We start from the raw sequence: 16,998 nt of genomic DNA, 5'->3' as shown, positions 1-16,998 counted from the left end.
TCTAAGCGGCCACAACACTCTTGCGCCCTAAAGGGCGGAGCTTTAGGCCGCGCAGAGTCATACCTTCATTTAAAAAGGTCAATGTAGTCTTTATAAGAAAACACCCTGTTGCGTTTCTGGCCGGTTATCTCTTTAAGAATGCCGAGCCTTGCCAATTTAGCCACTAAGGCCAAGGCATTTGGATTTTTTAGCCCCGCGACCCTTTCAACCGTCTTAATTTGAATCAACGGCGCCTTGTAGAGGAAATCCAGAAGAATCTTGCCTTTTGCGGAAGATTTGCCGAGACCCATCACGCGATGAAGGTCTCTTTCTCTCAACTGCAATATCTTCCTCGTTGTTTCGACGGCTTTATCGGCCGTGATGGCGACGCCCTCAACAAAAAAATTCAACCAACTTTCTATATCATCTTTTTCATGGACGGCGTCGAGACGGTCGTAATATTCCTGCCGATGAGACTTGAAAAATTCCGAAAGATACAGAAGGGGTTTTTTCAAGACCCCCTGCTGACACAGATAAAATGTAATCAACAAACGGCCTACCCTGCCATTTCCGTCAAGAAAAGGATGGATGTTTTCGAACTGCGCGTGGATCATGCCGATCTTGATCAGAATGGGCAGGGCCGTTACGTCATGAAAAAACTTCTCAAGATTGCCCAATAAGGCCATGACTTCGTGTGCCGGCGCCGGAACGAACCTAGCTGTCCGGATTGTCACACCCCCCAGCCAATTTTGAGATCTCCTGAATTCTCCGGGGCAACGGCTTTCGCCGCGGACCCCCTTCAAAAGGGTGGCATGTATTTCTCTGATCAATCGCAAGGAAAGAGGGATCTCCTCCATTTTCTTCAAACCATAATTTAATGCCTTGATATAATTAAGTATCTCATCGACATCTTTGTGAATTTCTGCATCCTCAATCCTTGCCTCTGCTTTTAAAACGTCGGAAAATGTCGCCTGGGTCCCCTCAACCTGACTGGACAGCGTGGCCTCTTTCCTTGTATACATAAAGATAAAAAAATCGACATCGGGCAACACCTCGCTGATGCCATCAAGCCTCCCTAATGCGAGATCAGCCTTTGACAACAAAGTCTGCAGAACCCCATCCAGCCTAATCTCAAAAGGCAAAGGATTCGGCACGAAGGCTTTGTATTCCGCATCGCCCTGCAATTGAGCTATATACCTGCCCGACCTGTTCATTGACGCTCCCGTAGATTAAGAATTTTTTATCTACGATAAGTAGTATAAAACGTAGATATAGAAACGTCAAGAGTAATGTTCCGTAGATATATGAAAGCAAAATGGCCGCCCATCTTGGGCGGCCATTTGCCGATCCTTATGTCAATGCCGGCTTAAACAACCCCGTGGGCCAGCATGGCGTCTGCCACTTTCACAAACCCGGCGATGTTGGCGCCTTTAACGTAGTCGATATAGGAACCTTCTTTGCCGTATTTCACACAGTTATCATGGATGGCGATCATAATATCATGGAGCCTCTTGTCGACTTCTTCGCGCGTCCATGACAACCTCATGCTATTCTGGCTCATCTCAAGGCCGGATGTAGCCACGCCGCCGGCATTCGAGGCCTTCCCGGGGGCATAGAGGATCTTCGCCTTCTGGAACACGCCGATCCCCTCCGGCGTCGTAGGCATATTGGCGCCTTCTCCGACCGCGATACAGCCGTTCTTGACAAGTGCCTTGGCGTCGTCCCCGGAAATTTCGTTCTGGGTCGCCGATGGGAACGCGATATCGCACTTAACCTGCCAAGGCCTCTGCTTTTCAAAATACTTGCATTTGAATTCCTTGGCGCATTCCTTGATGCGTCCGCGGCGGACATTCTTTAAGTCCAGGACGCACTTTAATTCCTTCTGGTCGATACCGCCCTCGTCGTAAATAAACCCGTCCGAGTCCGAGAGGGTGACGACCTTGGCGCCGAGCTGAATAAGCTTCTCGACCGTGTATTGGGCCACGTTGCCCGAACCCGATACCGCGCAGACTTTTCCTTTCAGCGATTCGCCGCGCGTCTTGAGCATTTCCTGGACAAAATAGACGCAGCCGTAACCGGTCGCTTCAGGACGTATCAGGCTGCCGCCCCAGCTCAATCCCTTGCCTGTCAAAACGCCTGTGAATTCATTTTTGAGCTTCTTGTATTGGCCGAACATGAAGCCGATCTCGCGGCCGCCCGTGCCGATATCGCCGGCGGGGACATCGAGATCGGGGCCGATATGCCTGAAAAGTTCACTCATGAAAGTCTGACAAAACCTCATGACTTCGTTATCCGACTTGCCCTTGGGGTCGAAATCGGAGCCGCCTTTGGCGCCGCCCATCGGAAGAGTGGTGAGGCTGTTTTTCAAGACCTGCTCAAAGGCGAGAAATTTAAGGATGCTAAGATTGACGCTCGGATGCAGACGGATGCCGCCTTTATAAGGGCCTATCGCGCTGTTCATCTGAATACGATATCCGCGGTTGATCTGGATTTCTCCCTTATCATCGACCCACGGCACGCGGAACATAATGACCCGCTCCGGCTCGACCATCCTTTCGATGATCTTGGCTTCCTTATATTTAGGGTTCTTTTCAAGAAAAGGAGTTAATGATTCCACGACCTCCCGGACGGCCTGATGGAATTCCGGCTCTCCCGGGTTCCTGATGATAACGCTTGCCATCATTTCTTCGACCTTGGCCTTCATGTCTCCTCCTTAATCTCGCCTCTGGCGAGATTAACTCCGAAGCGTATCTTGAGAATTTATGGCTGCCCGCCTGAACTCTGTGAAGGCTGGCCGCAGACATAAATTGTCAAGATGGTTACGCAAGGAGTAACGTTTATTTCCTTAATTTTGCCTATAATAGAGTTCCTATTCCTTGCAAAATTAACCCTGCGGCTACGCAGGAAATTTTTGCCGGATGGCCATCCTGGCCGGCTACGCCAGGCCGACGGCCTACCCTGGCGAAAATTTCCAAGTGATTAGACGCAAGGGTAACGCTTATTCCTTGATGTTGCCTATAATAGAGTTCCTATTCCTTACAAATCAATCTTTGGATTTCCTGTCCAGGTAATCAAGGATAGCGCTGGCCGCCTTCTTGGCCATGCCCATGGCCTCGATCACAGTCCCCTCTCCTCCTACGATATCTCCGCCGGCAAAAACACCCTTGATGGACGTCTCCATGGTCTGGGGATCCACGGTGACGTCGCCGTATTTATCGGTTTTCAACTGAGGCGTCACGCTGGTCAGGATCTTGTTGGCGCCCAACCCGACTGCAATGACGGCCAGATCGCAATCCACCTCGAAATGGCTGTCAGGAATAACCACAGGCCTGCGCCTTCCGGAGCTATCCGGCTCTCCGAGCTCGCAGCGGCTGGAGCACATCTTTCCGACGAACCCCTTTTCATCACCTGAAAATTCTTCCGGCTTGACCAGGAAATCGAATTTGACGCCTTCTTCTTTGGCATGTTCAATTTCAAGCCTGCGCGCCGGCATCTCGACTTCCGTGCGCCGGTAGCAAATAGTCGTGTCGGGCGGGACCCCCGCCAAATGCTGCAGTCTGATCGCGACGCGCGCCGCGTCCATCGCCGTATTGCCGCCGCCGATCACAACGATATGTCTGCCGATATTGATCGGGGTGTGGCTGACAGGGAACAAATGCGCATTCATCAAATTGACCCTGGTCAAAAATTCATTGGCGGAATAGACATTGCAGAGGTTTTCCCCGGGGACACCCAAGAACGACGGGATCCCGGCTCCCAGGCCGAGGAATATGGCGGAAAAACCCTCGCCGAAAAGCTCGTCGATCGTCTTGGCCTTGCCGATGATAGTATTCAAGTGGATCTCAACGCCGAGTTCTTTTAAAGAATTGATCTCCGAGTCGAGGATCTTCCTGGGAAGACGGAAAGGCGGAATGCCGTAACGCAGGACGCCGCCCGTCTTGTGCAGCCCCTCAAAAATAACGACCTTGATGCCCTGGCGCGCCAGTTCGCCCGCGCAGCAAAGCCCGGCCGGGCCCGAACCGACCACTGCCACTTTCACCCCTTTATATTTGGAGCCACCGGATGCCTTGAGGTGAAGGCCTTTTTTGGCGCCGTGGTCGCCGATAAACCTTTCTAAAAAATGGATATTGATAGCCTGCTGGGACGCAAAGGGCTCGCCTTTTTTGGTAAAGACACATGCCTTGCGGCACTGGTATTCGGCAGGACACACCCTGCCGCATATGGAGGGAAAATTGCTCTTCTGACGGATCGTCGCATAAGCCCCGTCATAATCTTTTTTCGTCAATTGGCCGATAAAAGCCTTGATGTCTATCCCGACAGGACAGCCGGCAATACATTTGGGGTCTTTGCATTGGAGACAGCGCGACGCCTCCTCCAGGGCCTCTCCTTCGGAAAACCCGAGGACGACCTCTTCAAAATCCCTGGCCCTGGAAAGCTTGTCCCTCTCTTTGATCTTGACCGGTTCTTTTTTCATGGATGGCTTTGTGCCTGACCCGTCAGGCGGCAGATATGTTTTTCTTTTTCAGTATAGATGCTGTTGCGATTCATCAGTTCCTGCCAATCCACCTGGCCGGCGTCGAACTCCGGGCCGTCGACACAGCTGAATTTGACCTTGCCCGCGACCGTCACGCGGCAGCAACCGCACATGCCCGTGCCGTCGACCATGATGGCGTTAAGCGAGACAAGGGTCGGGACGCCGAAGGGCTTTGTCACAGTGGAGACGGCCCGCATCATCGGGATGGGGCCGACGGCATAAACAAGATCGTATGTGGATTTTTCGAGGAGCTCCTTGAGGGCCTGGGTCACGAATCCCTTGCGGCCGTAAGAACCGTCGTCGGACATGATGATACATTCGCTCGACGCCTCTTTCAGTTCGCGCTCAAGGATCAAGAGCTCCTTGGTGCGGGAGCCGATGATCGAGGTCACATGGTTGCCGGCATTCTTCAATGCCGAAGCCACGGGGTAGATTTCGGCAATACCGACACCGCCGCCGACAAGGATGACCTTTCCGTATTTCTTGATCTCAGTGGGATGGCCCAGCGGGCCTACGATGGAATGGAGGGAATCACCGGCTTTTGCGCCGGCTAAAAGCTTGGTCGTCAGGCCCGCCTCCTGCGCAATCAGCACAATCGTGCCCTTGCCGGGATCGGCCTGGACAATCGTCAGAGGGACCCTTTCTCCCTCTTCTCTGACCATGAGGACGACAAATTGTCCTGCCCTGGCTTTGGCGGCGATATCCGGCGCCTGGATGGCCAGCCTGACAATCCGGACCCCTTGATGATCCGCCAAGACATCTTTGTCTAAAATCTTCATTGATTTTATCTGTCTCTATTGCCGCTCATGCGTGTCTTTCGGGGACTAGGTGCAAAAAAAAGACGTCCCCAGAAGATCATATGGACGTCTTTGTCTCATACTACTCCACACGCATGAACCTGTATATATGCACTCAGAAAGATATAATGTTATAACCGTTTTGCCGACCTGTCAATATTTTTTTATCGGCTCAACAGTCTTATATCGCTTCCATGGTCGACGGCGGCTTGGGCGTGATGTTATAGGTCACGCTCACGACGCCAGGGACTTCCGTCACGATACGCCTCGCCAGAAGACTGAGTATCTCATAAGGGAGCCTGGTCGGCTCTGCTTTGCGGGCGTCGATACTGTCCCAGCAACGGATCTCTATCTGCATGCCGAAATCCCTCCTGCCGTCCCGGATGCCCGTGACCCGGTCGTTGTGAAGAATGGCCATGCATTGAAACGCCTTCTGTGAGACAAGGGCCTCTTCCGTAATGGCCGTGGCATGACGCACCATTTCGATTTTCTCGGGTGTCACCTCGCCGATCACGCGAGCGGCCAGGGCCGGCCCGGGAAACGGCATACGGCTGAATACTGAAGGCGGCAATCCCAGCGCCTGGGCGACCTTGCGCACGCCGTCTTTACGCAGCTGGACCAGAGGCTCCAGGATCTTATAACCAAAGGCCTTCTGCGGGTCGATCCCCAATTGCTTGAAAACATTGTGCTGGCGCTTGATGCCGGCGACCGTCTCATCGACGTCCGTCAAAATAGTCCCCTGCAAAAGATACTTGGCCTTGCTGTTCCTCACCAGACTGCCGAAGACATCCTTATAGAATGTCCTGGTGATGGCCTCCCTCTTTTCTTCGGGGTCCGTTACCCCCTTGAGGGCCTTAAAGAATTTTTCTTTGGCGTCGATGATATCCACCGTAACGCCCAGCCGCTTGAATAAAAGGACGATCTGCCGCGGTTCATTGCGGCGCATAATGCCGTTATCGATGAAATAAGTCTTGAGCCTCTTGCCCAGGGCCTTGTGCCCCAGCATGGTGACAGCCGATGAATCCACGCCGCCGGAAAGGGCGTTAATGGCAAAACCGGATTTGACGGCCCGGTCGATGTCCCTGACTTTTTCTGCGATGAAAAGCCTAGAGTTCAGTTTGTCGGCCGGGATCTCCTTCGTCTTCATACTGCCCTCCTTGATTTTGTCTATAGCGAGGTTACCTACCTTGCAAAATCAACTTCGAGCCTACGAAGAAAATTTACGCCGGCTGGCCGCCAAGCCAACCCTGGCAGTAAATTTTCGAGTGTTTAGGCGAGAAGTCAATGCTTATTCCTTAATTTTGCCTATATCGAGGTCTCTTTCCTTACAAAATTAACTCCGAGCTTACGCAGAGAATTTTTGCCGACCCGTCGTGGCTAAAATTCTCAAGTGCTTAAGCGAGGGGTCAACGCTTATTCCTTAATTTTGCCTATAATAGAGTTCCTATTCCTTGCAAAATTAACCCTGCGGCTACGCAGGAAATTTTTGCCGGATGGCCGTCCTGGCCGGCTACGCCAGGCCGACGGCCTACCCTGGCGAAAATTTCCAAGTGATTAGACGCAAGGAGTAATGTTGATTGCTTTAATCCTTCCGCCTCCGGCGGAATTAGACCCTCCGCTATGTGGAATGCAGAGGCCTACCCTTTCTGGGTTAAACCCTCCGCTTGTGCGGCGGCCCTACACGCCCTTATGGTAATCCTGCAGCGCCTTCGGAACGATCTCTTTGTTGCGCATGGCCTCGATCGCATCGACGCTGGCCTTGGCCGCGGCCATCGTCGTGATATACGGGATCTTATGCTGAATGGCCATGATCCGGATGTAGCTGTCGTCGACCTTGCCGGACTTGCCCACCGGCGTGTTGATGATCAACTGGATTTCTTTGTTGATAATGGCATCGGCGATATTGGGCCTGCCCTCATGCAATTTCATGATCACCCTGTTTTCGATGCCTCTTTCTTTCAGATGGCGTCCGGTGTGTTCTGTCGCATAAATGTTGAACCCCAGCTCTTTGAGTTTGCGCGCCAACCCGATGGCCTCCCTCTTATCGCTGTCGGTCACAGTGATCAAAACGGTCCCCTGAAGGGGAAGCCTCGAACCCGCGGCGTCCTCGGCCTTGAAGAAGGCGGCTTCAAACGTATCGGCAGCGCCCATCACCTCGCCCGTCGCTCTCATCTCGGGGCCAAGGACAGGGTCGACTTCGGGAAACATATTAAAAGGAAAGATGGCCTCTTTGACGCCCACCATGGGCGGCTTGAACCTGCGTTTCAGTTGAGGAAAATCAGTAAGCTTTTTGCCGAGCATGAGCTGCGTGGCGATGCGCGCGATCAGGATCCCCGTGACCTTGGAAACAACGGGGACCGTGCGGGAGGCCCGCGGGTTTGCCTCCAAGACATAAACCTCGTCGCCGCAGATGGCATATTGGATATTCATCAGCCCGACCACCTCCAGGCTCTTGGCGATCATGTCCGTATATCTCATGATGGTCTCGATGTGTTTGGGCTTGATGGACCTCGGCGGGATCACGCAGGCGGAGTCCCCGGAGTGAATGCCCGCCTGCTCGATGTGTTCCATGATGGCGGCGACGAACGTCTCTTGCCCGTCAGAAAGCGCATCCACTTCAGTCTCGAGGGCCTCCTCCAAAAACCTGTCGATCAGCATGGGATATTCAGGCGAAACGTTGATGGCCTCCAGGGCGTATTTGGCCAGTGCCGATTCGTCATAAATGATCTCCATGCCCCGGCCGCCCAGGACAAACGAAGGCCTGACCATCAAAGGGTAGCCGATCTTTTGGGCGATCTTCAGGGCCTCGTCGAGCGAACGCGCTGTCTGGCTTTCCGGCTGCAGGATGCCCAGGTCCAGCATCCTCTGGCGGAAAAGTTCCCGGTCCTCGGCCATGGCGATATTCTCCGGAGTCGTCCCCAGTATCCTGACCCCGCAGCGCTTGAGTTCTGCCGCGATATTCAGCGGCGTCTGGCCGCCGAACTGGGCGATCACGCCGATGGGCTTCTCTTTCTCGTAAATGGCCAGGACGTCTTCCACCGTCACGGGCTCGAAATAAAGCTTGTTGGACGTATCGTAATCGGTCGAGACGGTCTCAGGATTACAATTCACCATGATGGATTCATAACCTTCATCCCGCAACGCGAGCGCCGCATGCACGCAGGTATAATCAAACTCGATCCCCTGGCCGATACGGTTGGGGCCGCCGCCCAGGATCATGACTTTTTTGTTCGGTGATACCGGGACTTCGTCTTTCCCTTCGCTATACGTCGAATAATAATAAGCGGCATTGTCAACGCCGCTGACAGGCACCGCTTCATACCGGGCCTTCTTGCCCACGGCCAGGCGTTTTTTGCGCACCTCGGATTCCTTGACGTTAAAAAGCTTGGATAGGTATTTGTCGGAAAAACCCCACTCCTTGGCCTTGATGAGGCCCGCATCGGGAAGATCACCCCAGGAATGTTTCTTCATCTCCTCTTCGAACTCCACCAGGTCTTTTATCTCCCCGATGAACCAGGAGCCGATGTGCGTCAGCTTATTGAGCTCTTTGACGCTGACGCCTTTGCGCAGGGCCTCATACATCAAAAACACCCTCTCGCTCGACGGCATCGAAAGGCGGTCCAGGAGCTCTTCAGCCGAAAGACTGCTGATATCCTTGGCCATGCCCAGCCCGTGGCGGCCTATTTCAAGCGACCGGATGGATTTTTGAAAAGCCTCTTTAAAATTCTTGCCGATGCTCATGACTTCGCCGACGGCCTTCATCTGGGTCCCCAGGACGTCTTTGGCCTGCGCAAATTTCTCAAAGGCCCAGCGCGCAAATTTGATGACGACATAATCCCCGCTCGGTTTATACTTCTCCAGCGTCCCTTCTTTCCAATATGGGATCTCATCAAGGGTGAGCCCCGCCGCCAGCCGCGTGGACACAAGGGCGATAGGAAAACCCGTGGCCTTGGAGGCCAGGGCCGAAGAGCGCGACGTCCTCGGGTTGATCTCGATGACGACAAGGCGGTCATCGGCCTTATTGTGCGCAAACTGGATGTTCGTGCCGCCGACCACGCCGATGGCGTCAACGATTTTATAGGAAAGCTCCTGCATTTTTTCCTGGAGTTTTTTCGGGACGGTCAGCATCGGCGCCACGCAAAAACTGTCGCCCGTATGCACGCCCATCGCATCGATATTTTCGATGAAACAGACGGTGATCTTCTGGTTGTTTTTGTCGCGCACGACTTCAAGCTCAAGCTCTTCCCAGCCGATGACCGCCTCTTCGATCAAAACCTGATGGACGATGCTCATGGTCAGGCCGCGCGTCGCGATGACCTTAAGCTCCTCGCCGTTGTAGGCGATGCCGCCGCCGGTCCCTCCCAGCGTATAGGCCGGACGGACCACGACCGGCAAACCGATCCGCGACGCGATCTCTTGGGCTTGCTCGACGGTATGCGCGATCTCCGAGCGAGGTACCGGAATATCCAACTGCTTCATGGTCTGCTTAAAAACTTCCCGGTCTTCGCCGCGTTCGATCGCGTCCGCCTTGACGCCGATCACTTCGACTTTGTATTTTTTCAGGATACCCGCCTTGTAAAGGCTGGACGCCAGATTAAGGCCGGTCTGGCCGCCTAAATTCGGAAGCAGGGCATCGGGCCTTTCCTGGGCAATGATCTTCTCTAAGCTTTCAACGGTCAGGGGTTCGATATATGTCCTGTCCGCCATGCCCGGGTCGGTCATGATCGTCGCCGGATTAGAGTTAACCAGAACGATCTCATAACCTTCTTTTTTCAACGCCTTGCACGCCTGGGTCCCCGAATAATCGAACTCGCACGCCTGGCCGATAATGATCGGGCCTGAACCGATAATAAGGATCTTATGGATGTCGTTACGTCTGGGCATGAAACCTCCGGAAAATGGCAGAAACAGGATTTAAGACAGGATGAGAGACAAAGAGTGTGTTAAGGAAGATACTGCGGTAAAGGCGATCGCCGTTGATCGTCAGGTCCGTCATAGAGATGGAGGATGTTTCGTATCTGCGGAAATCAATCCCCGCGTCTCAAAACGCGAGGCACGTCAAAGGCCCGCTGACTTCTTTGTCCTGACGGGCTTTTCTGAATCCACAGGTTTCCATTATAGCCGAATTACGCGGGGAAACAAGAAAATTCAGCGGTTCAAAAAGGATGCTTTGGGGGAATTAACGCCTGTGCCGGGTTGTTGTCGGCAGGGTGATCTTCTTGCGTTCCTGCGGCGCGGAAACAAATTCAAGGCGAGGGTTTCAAAAACTATACTTGGCTGTCAGCGAACCGCCTCCCTCATAATAATCTTCCTTGAACGCCGTATCCATATCGACCAGCAGGGTCAGATTCTTTTTATCGAAGAACTCAAGCCGCAAACCGAGATTAAAGCTTGAGGGCGCGGGCTGAAAGCCCGTGGTCTGAAAAGACGTCCCCAGAAGATCATATGGACGTCTTTGTCTCATACTTCTCCACACGCACGAACCTGTATATATGCACTCAGAAAGATATAATGTTATAATCGTTTATCTTTCCTGTCAAAATTTTTTCTACACAAAACATGCAGTCAAATTTTCCTTCTTCGATTTTTTCGGACAGCACTTGACGACTTCCGTCTGGACGGAATAGATGCGGTCTTGCCGGCGCCATTGGGCCCTAAAAAACCAAGGATCTCAGCCCCTTCGCCCCCGCGCGCGGAAGACAGGCTCGGCCGTAGACTACAAAATAAAAGATGTCATCTTCCTAAGACTTTGACCCTCCCAAAAAATATCTTTTTTCCATCAACGACAAAATCTTGCCTTTTAAGATCTTCCAGACCCATGCCGAATTTATTCTTGAAATCAGTGATCCAAACGGACTTCCCTGTTCCCGGGGCCTCGATAAAATCCTCGCCGCCCAAAAACAGCATCACGTGGACTATGGAGCCAAGATCGTCTTTGCGCGATATGAATATCAGATCGGCCGGCCTTAACTGTCCCGCCGTTATTTTTCTTGCCGTCATCCACTGTTCTTGCGCATCCCGGGGGACTTCCATTCCCTGGGCACGATAAACGAGATTGACCAAGCCTGAACAGTCGACGCCCGCCTGAGACCTCCCTCCCCACAGGTAGGGGACCCCCAGAAAGAGCTTTGAGGTTTCGATAAGCTCTTCTCTTGTGTCCGTCCGCGGGATCACCCCTTCTGTCTTTCTCAAGGCATCCTTGGAGACCCAGCCAAAACCGCCTTCCCCCATCTCAACCTTGTAGAAATCTTTTTGATCGCCGACGATCCTGAATCTCGTTCCGATAGAAGCAGAAAGCAAAATCCGCGCATCCGGCAAAGGGGCGTCGAACACATCGGCGATCCTGGCGCTGACAACGGAATTGTACTCCGGAAGCCGACCGACAAACCTCGTATCTTCTTTCCGGATATACCCCCGGTATCCCCTCCACCGGTTATCTTGCCTAAAGTTTTTCTGCTCAACAGCCTCGACGTAATACCAATCGCCCATCGAAGACTTATACAAGAGAACTTCGTTGAACAATACCTGGGTCTCCTGCAGATCGTCATGATCGTAGGCGGAGTCTCTTTCCTGGGGTTCTTTCCTTAAATCGGCGACCGGCGCTGTCACCACCATAAACCTTTGAGCGGCGACAGCACTGCCTGCCTGCGAAAAAAATATCAAGGCAAATAATAAGACCATTATTGTCTTGTTGACCATCTTCCTGCTCAAACTCCTTCAGCTTTTATCAGGCCGCCGCCTGTCTTTGATAAAAAATCGGCGGGATTGCTTGTATCGGGGAGAAATAGATGAGAAAAATCCCATAGGCCCACGCCCTCTTGGATCTCTCTGAATCATCAGTTTTTCATTATAGCCGAATTGCGCGGGGAAACAAGAAAATCCGGCCATTTTCAGAGAGGTTCTTTGAACACCTTGAGGTTTTATCCTTGGCTTTGCGCAAAGACCTTCAAGGCCATCGGATGAGGCGTGCCCTATCCCAGGAAGGCACGGAATCCCGCCTTGTGAAACGAACTGAAGTCCTTGCTCGATGCAGGCCAAGAACTCCATGAAAACTGTCTGTGTTTTAAGACGCTAAACAATATTTTTATACTCCGCCGCATAGAAATAGATTGAAATTTTATGCGGGGAGTATAATATTTAGGTTAAAGTACATTTAGAAAACATCTCAAGCGATCATTATGAACAAAAACATAAAAACACGAAAAGCGGATCAACCCCTCCTGGAATTCAGGAATATCACGGTCATAAAAGGAGATAACAAAAAGGTACTGGATTCCGTCTCGATCACGATAAACGCAGGAGAAAATCTCGCCATCCTCGGCCCGAACGGCGCCGGCAAATCATCTTTCATCAAGACGATCGCCAGGGAATACTATCCCCTGCAGTGCGACAATGACGTCTCATTCAAAGTCCTGGGACAGGACCGATGGAATATTTTCGATCTTCGTTTTCTATTCGGCATCGTGTCGAACGACCTCCAGCATACCTTCACAAGAGACATCACCGGCCTGGAAACGGTCCTGTCCGGTTTCTTCGGTTCCGTGGGCTTATACAAAGAACGCCTGACCCGTAGCATGAAAAGGAAAGCCGCCGAGATCATCGGGTTCCTGGAACTCTCCCATCTCAAGGACAGAAGGATCAATGAGATGTCTTCGGGCGAAGCCAGGCGCTTTTTGATAGGCAGGGCTTTAGTGCACGATCCCCGGGCGCTTATCCTTGATGAGCCGACCAACAGTCTGGACCTGCACGCGCTCTACAAATTCAGCAATATCTTGCGCAAGATCGCAAAGGCAGGAGTGAACATCATCCTTGTGACGCAAAATATCCAGGATATCATTCCGGAAATAGACAGGGTCATCCTCATGAAAAAAGGAAAATTCCTCGAAGACGGCCCCAAGGGCAGGATATTGAACGGCAAGAACATCAAAAAGCTTTTTGGGGTCCCTGTAGAAATAAAGACCAAAGACGGCTATTATTACGCTTTAAGGGCTTAGCCGCGCAAGTCTCTCTTTGCTCCCTGCGCATCTGCACATAAAAACGCGGCCATGATCGACATCCTGATCATGGCCGCCAAACCCTTCCCTTGCGCAAAAAAATACCGCTATTTGAGGTCTCCGCTGACGTCGATAAAGATCTGACGGCGGTCATCGATGGCGATCGACAGCTCTTTCTTGTCCGGAGACAAACCGAAACGCTTTAGATCTACTTTCTTTAAGGCGGAATCTTCATAGGTCTTATAATACAAAACAAGATTGGTCAAATCCTTGATCACCACCCATTGGGCATAACCTTCCAGGGTAACAAAAGGCTCAGGGTTTTCTTTGATGACCCCCTTGGGAATGTCGACGATGTTTAAAAGATGCTGGGCCAGGTTCACGGCTTCCTCGGCATCCGCCGGCGGCAGGGCCGCCTCCACGCTAAGCGCCAGACGGACAAAACGCGACGGCGGCGTCCAATCGCCGGGCAAACCAAGCATGCCGCTGCCCACGCCCGTGGGTTCGATCTTAAGGCCGCCGAGCTCCTTGTCTTTTCTGTCGTGCGCATCGAGATTGATATAGTTGCGCAGGTTGTTGATCTGCCAGGAAAAATCCGGACGGTTCGTCATCACGCCCAGCGGATTATCGTAAACATGGACCTTGCCGTCGATAAACTCGATGACCAGGTTCTTTCCGCCGGCATCATGCAGGGCGATGTGCATATATATCTCACCACCGGCTTCTTTGAGACGCGTGCCGGCGACATTGACATCGGACAGAGCCGCCTTCACCTCATCGACTGTCGCAAAATTCCCCATAACCCAGGAGCCAAAATCGCTGATCGTGACGAATCGGCCGGCAACGGCTTCTTGATACTCGGCGCCCGTAAACATCAGCGCGTCAAAAGCCAGCCCCTTCTCGTTGAAACCCTCGACATAGGTGTTCTTGGCTCCATAGGCATCGATCCCCAGGAAACCGTATTTATTGACCCAACTGGTCCCTTTGACCCCCTTGTCGTTGACGCTAACAAACTGCCTGCCTCGGGGGACGATGACCACGCGCGAATGCAGGTCAACGGGAAACTCCATCGAACGGCCGATCACAATGGTGCCGTCTTTGGCTTTGAGCTGAAAATCACTGCAGGCCGAAGACACGCCCGCCGTCAAGGCCAAAAAGAAAATCACCACCGCCCCAATCCTCATCCCTCGTGTTTTTGTCATTGATGTATCCTTTTAGAAATTCCCAGGATAAAATTCAGGGTGGGTTACAGGGTAAAAGACAGAACTTCTTCCCTTTTATTGACAATACTAGTATATTTTTTAGTTTTCAGCTAGAATAATCCAAAAATTAGGCATTACGACTTCGAAATTCCAATTTACGAACAATCTAACTCCTTAAGTTTTTAATTTACCTTATCTGGCACTAGCAAACCCTTAGAGATAAATAAAATCTCTTCACCTTTTTTGACTTTATATGCAGTATGAAGCAAAAAATATTCTCTCTTTTCACAAGTAGCATACAATTCTCTAATTTCTCTTGTATTGTCATAAGAAACAACCCATTTTGATTTATTAATTCTTTTAATGGCTTCACTTAATTTTTTATGATCATCGTGTTCATAATGACTCATATACAATAATGGTCCTTTTGAATAATACGGTGGATCAAAATAAAAAAATAAATTATTCACTTTCCTTTCATTTTGCATCTTTTCAATAAGACACAAAGCATCCATCATATATAATCGAATATTTTTTTTATGAATTGCTATAAACTGGATTCTTTTAATGAGGTTTTCGTCATTGAAACGACAATCAATTTTATATTTTCCTTCTTGCATCATTCCGCCGATGGGTCCTCCGGTAATAATACCAGAGCGATTTGTACGATTAAGAAAAAAGGTCGCAAATCCTAAATCAAAAAGATTGGCCTCTTCTTTCTTAGAATGGATATTCTTAAACTTATTCCAGTTCGCAAGATTAACTTCGGTATTCTTAATTTTTTCACAAAATCTTTCCGTGTAATTTAATATAGAATACCAAAAAGAATAGATAGCCCTATCGTAATCATTTATAATCACCTCTTCAACATAACCGTTTAGCAAAAGATACAAAGCGACCGATGCACCACCAGCATAAGGTTCAACATAACACTTATTTATTTTATTATTTACACATAATGAAGCAATAAACTCTGCTAGCTTATTTTTTCCACCTGGATATCTTAATGGAGAATAAAAAGGCATGCCTATTTCGACTCAACTTTCTTTTTGCACTCGTTAAAAATAAATTTAACCAGTGGGCATATTAAATCCCAAGCTTCTTCAACCCTATATTCTACTGCAAAAATGTCAGGATTATGGTTAATGCTTTCCAAATACCATTTATTATTCTTTATCTCTGCAATTATTTGAACAATTTGATGTTTTGATAATTTCTGCAAATCACTACTCATCTTGGTAAGCACATCATCAAGATAAATATAACCACCTGTTCTGCGCGGATTTGGTAAAGCATTTAATTGCTCTAAGTATTTTTTCAAAGTTTTTTCCAAAAATGTTCGCAACAAATCTGCTGCGGCATTTGGAAAACTTTTGTATTCAAGATTTTGAAGCTCCCATAAAACTCGACCAATTCCTGGGGCATCTAGAGTACATACAAAAGATTTCTCAACCAAGGATTTCCTTTTCTTTTTATAGCTAATAGCTTTAAACTCTGAAGCTGATTTCTTTGTTCTAGTATCAATTTCTTTGCCCTCAAGAATCTCAGAAATAACAGAATCAATATATTTCTTTCTATCCTCATCATGAGAAAGCCATTTACGAGAAGTGGCCACACCTGAAACAATATCAGAAACTACCTTAGAAAAAACTTTATCGAACGAAGCATTAATAGGAAGGCTAACCTCACCCGTAGTTTTATCAAAATCTATGCCTAGTTTTTGTTGAACATATTTATCAGAATAGAGCCTTTCAAGAGTAGTTATATTAAAAACTCCCTTATTCGCTATTTTCTTTCTGATTTCTTCTGGAATATTCTTTAATGACTTTGCAACATTATGCATTTCGAACATACGTATATAAGCCGGTATATCTACACCTTTATATCTATCCATCAAGACTGTAACTGCTTGCCCCCGCTCTTTCTGTGCATAATAAAAATATGCCCGCCTTAAAGCACTCCATGGCCTCCTTGTAGTCTTTGTATGTTTGGCAGACAAATATTCCATTGCTTCGTCCCTAGAAGTTGCTACACGCACTAAAATATCTGTTATTGGCAAACGCCCTTCCATCATTTTCTTAATTTTTGAAGCGTATTTTTCTGGAGCGATTTCAGGATGAACCATCGCCTTCAAGGAAACTACTCTTCGATTACCTTCAAGAACAACAAGCTTGTTATTTTCCTTAATAACAATAGGCGACTCATCTGGGAAAAAGCCATTTTCATAAATATTTTCGAGTATGTCCATCGCATCTTCGTTAATAAAAAGATCATTTGCTATTTCTTTCTCAGATTCATGTTTTATTTCAAGACGAATATTATTAACATCTAAATTAAGGTCATCTACCTTCACTTTATTTTCTTCCCACTTATCTTGATAATTAACTATTTGTTTTTTCATAAAGCTCACTCCCCTTTGAACAAAAAAAAGGAAACGATAATTCTAATTTTTATGACAAAAATAGAACCATCATCTCCTTTCTTTTTATGTT

12 protein-coding genes are annotated in these 16,998 nt (G+C 49.5%); 1 reads left to right on the top strand and 11 read right to left on the bottom strand.

The window, feature by feature from the left end; all coding sequences use genetic code 11:
- Positions 1-65: 65 nt before the first annotated feature.
- The 8 genes from BU251_RS01700 to BU251_RS01665 all read right to left on the bottom strand — a co-directional run bounded on the left by BU251_RS01700 (position 66) and on the right by BU251_RS01665 (position 11,991).
- On the bottom strand, positions 66-1,193 hold the full coding sequence (locus BU251_RS01700) for a Fic family protein (protein WP_128699175.1): 1,128 nt from the start codon (positions 1,191-1,193) through the stop codon (positions 66-68).
- Positions 1,194-1,345: 152 nt separating this feature from the next.
- Positions 1,346-2,683, bottom strand: coding sequence for an NADP-specific glutamate dehydrogenase (gene gdhA, locus BU251_RS01695; protein ID WP_128699174.1), 1,338 nt, complete (start codon positions 2,681-2,683; stop codon positions 1,346-1,348).
- A 339-nt stretch (positions 2,684-3,022) separates the two neighbouring features.
- Positions 3,023-4,453 (bottom strand): NADPH-dependent glutamate synthase, encoded by a 1,431-nt coding sequence (gene gltA, locus BU251_RS01690; RefSeq protein WP_128699173.1) that lies wholly within the window; start codon positions 4,451-4,453, stop codon positions 3,023-3,025.
- Complete coding sequence (locus tag BU251_RS01685) at positions 4,450-5,292, bottom strand: sulfide/dihydroorotate dehydrogenase-like FAD/NAD-binding protein (RefSeq protein ID WP_128699172.1); 843 nt, start codon at positions 5,290-5,292, stop codon at positions 4,450-4,452. The genes gltA and BU251_RS01685 overlap by 4 nt, the downstream gene beginning before the upstream one ends.
- A 199-nt stretch (positions 5,293-5,491) precedes the next feature.
- Positions 5,492-6,457 (bottom strand): GMP synthase (glutamine-hydrolyzing), encoded by a 966-nt coding sequence (locus BU251_RS01680; protein ID WP_128699171.1) that lies wholly within the window; start codon positions 6,455-6,457, stop codon positions 5,492-5,494.
- A gap of 530 nt (positions 6,458-6,987) precedes the next feature.
- A complete protein-coding gene (carB, locus tag BU251_RS01675) occupies positions 6,988-10,194 on the bottom strand; it encodes a carbamoyl-phosphate synthase large subunit (protein WP_128699170.1) in 3,207 nt (1,068 codons plus the stop codon).
- 376 nt (positions 10,195-10,570) lie between these two features.
- Complete coding sequence (locus BU251_RS01670) at positions 10,571-10,774, bottom strand: hypothetical protein (RefSeq protein WP_128699169.1); 204 nt, start codon at positions 10,772-10,774, stop codon at positions 10,571-10,573.
- 269 nt (positions 10,775-11,043) lie between these two features.
- The gene (locus tag BU251_RS01665; RefSeq protein ID WP_164908810.1) at positions 11,044-11,991 is read right to left on the bottom strand and encodes a C40 family peptidase; all 948 of its coding nucleotides are present in this window, start codon (positions 11,989-11,991) and stop codon (positions 11,044-11,046) included.
- Positions 11,992-12,488: 497 nt separating this feature from the next.
- Here BU251_RS01665 and BU251_RS01660 point away from each other — a divergent pair, with 497 nt between their 5' ends.
- The gene (locus BU251_RS01660) at positions 12,489-13,304 is read left to right on the top strand and encodes an ABC transporter ATP-binding protein (RefSeq protein ID WP_128699167.1); all 816 of its coding nucleotides are present in this window, start codon (positions 12,489-12,491) and stop codon (positions 13,302-13,304) included.
- Positions 13,305-13,411: 107 nt separating this feature from the next.
- On the opposite strand, the gene BU251_RS01655 is transcribed toward BU251_RS01660, so the two are convergent.
- The 3 genes from BU251_RS01655 to BU251_RS01645 all read right to left on the bottom strand — a co-directional run bounded on the left by BU251_RS01655 (position 13,412) and on the right by BU251_RS01645 (position 16,907).
- Positions 13,412-14,506, bottom strand: a complete 1,095-nt coding sequence (locus tag BU251_RS01655; protein ID WP_128699166.1) for a linear amide C-N hydrolase — start codon at positions 14,504-14,506, stop codon at positions 13,412-13,414.
- A 182-nt stretch (positions 14,507-14,688) separates the two neighbouring features.
- On the bottom strand, positions 14,689-15,531 hold the full coding sequence (locus BU251_RS01650) for a DNA adenine methylase (RefSeq protein WP_128699165.1): 843 nt from the start codon (positions 15,529-15,531) through the stop codon (positions 14,689-14,691).
- 2 nt (positions 15,532-15,533) lie between these two features.
- Positions 15,534-16,907 (bottom strand): hypothetical protein, encoded by a 1,374-nt coding sequence (locus tag BU251_RS01645; RefSeq protein WP_128699164.1) that lies wholly within the window; start codon positions 16,905-16,907, stop codon positions 15,534-15,536.
- Positions 16,908-16,998: the final 91 nt, after the last annotated feature.

Source organism: Candidatus Velamenicoccus archaeovorus, assembly GCF_004102945.1.
GTDB classification, from domain to species: domain Bacteria; phylum Omnitrophota; class Gorgyraeia; order Velamenicoccales; family Velamenicoccaceae; genus Velamenicoccus; species Velamenicoccus archaeovorus.
The sequence above is the reverse complement of the archived record's forward strand: the minus strand, read 5'-3'. Positions and strand labels throughout refer to the sequence as shown.

Bases quoted from the DNA above. Each gene is read 5' to 3' on its own strand.
- BU251_RS01700 (WP_128699175.1), bottom strand. From the start codon at position 1,193: ATGAACAGGTCGGGCAGGTATATAGCTCAATTGCAGGGCGATGCGGAA.
- gdhA (WP_128699174.1), bottom strand. From the start codon at position 2,683: ATGAAGGCCAAGGTCGAAGAAATGATGGCAAGCGTTATCATCAGGAAC.
- gltA (WP_128699173.1), bottom strand. From the start codon at position 4,453: ATGAAAAAAGAACCGGTCAAGATCAAAGAGAGGGACAAGCTTTCCAGG.
- BU251_RS01685 (WP_128699172.1), bottom strand. From the start codon at position 5,292: ATGAAGATTTTAGACAAAGATGTCTTGGCGGATCATCAAGGGGTCCGG.
- BU251_RS01680 (WP_128699171.1), bottom strand. From the start codon at position 6,457: ATGAAGACGAAGGAGATCCCGGCCGACAAACTGAACTCTAGGCTTTTC.
- carB (WP_128699170.1), bottom strand. From the start codon at position 10,194: ATGCCCAGACGTAACGACATCCATAAGATCCTTATTATCGGTTCAGGC.
- BU251_RS01670 (WP_128699169.1), bottom strand. From the start codon at position 10,774: ATGAGACAAAGACGTCCATATGATCTTCTGGGGACGTCTTTTCAGACC.
- BU251_RS01665 (WP_164908810.1), bottom strand. From the start codon at position 11,991: ATGGTCTTATTATTTGCCTTGATATTTTTTTCGCAGGCAGGCAGTGCT.
- BU251_RS01660 (WP_128699167.1), top strand. From the start codon at position 12,489: ATGAACAAAAACATAAAAACACGAAAAGCGGATCAACCCCTCCTGGAA.
- BU251_RS01655 (WP_128699166.1), bottom strand. From the start codon at position 14,506: ATGACAAAAACACGAGGGATGAGGATTGGGGCGGTGGTGATTTTCTTT.
- BU251_RS01650 (WP_128699165.1), bottom strand. From the start codon at position 15,531: ATGCCTTTTTATTCTCCATTAAGATATCCAGGTGGAAAAAATAAGCTA.
- BU251_RS01645 (WP_128699164.1), bottom strand. From the start codon at position 16,907: ATGAAAAAACAAATAGTTAATTATCAAGATAAGTGGGAAGAAAATAAA.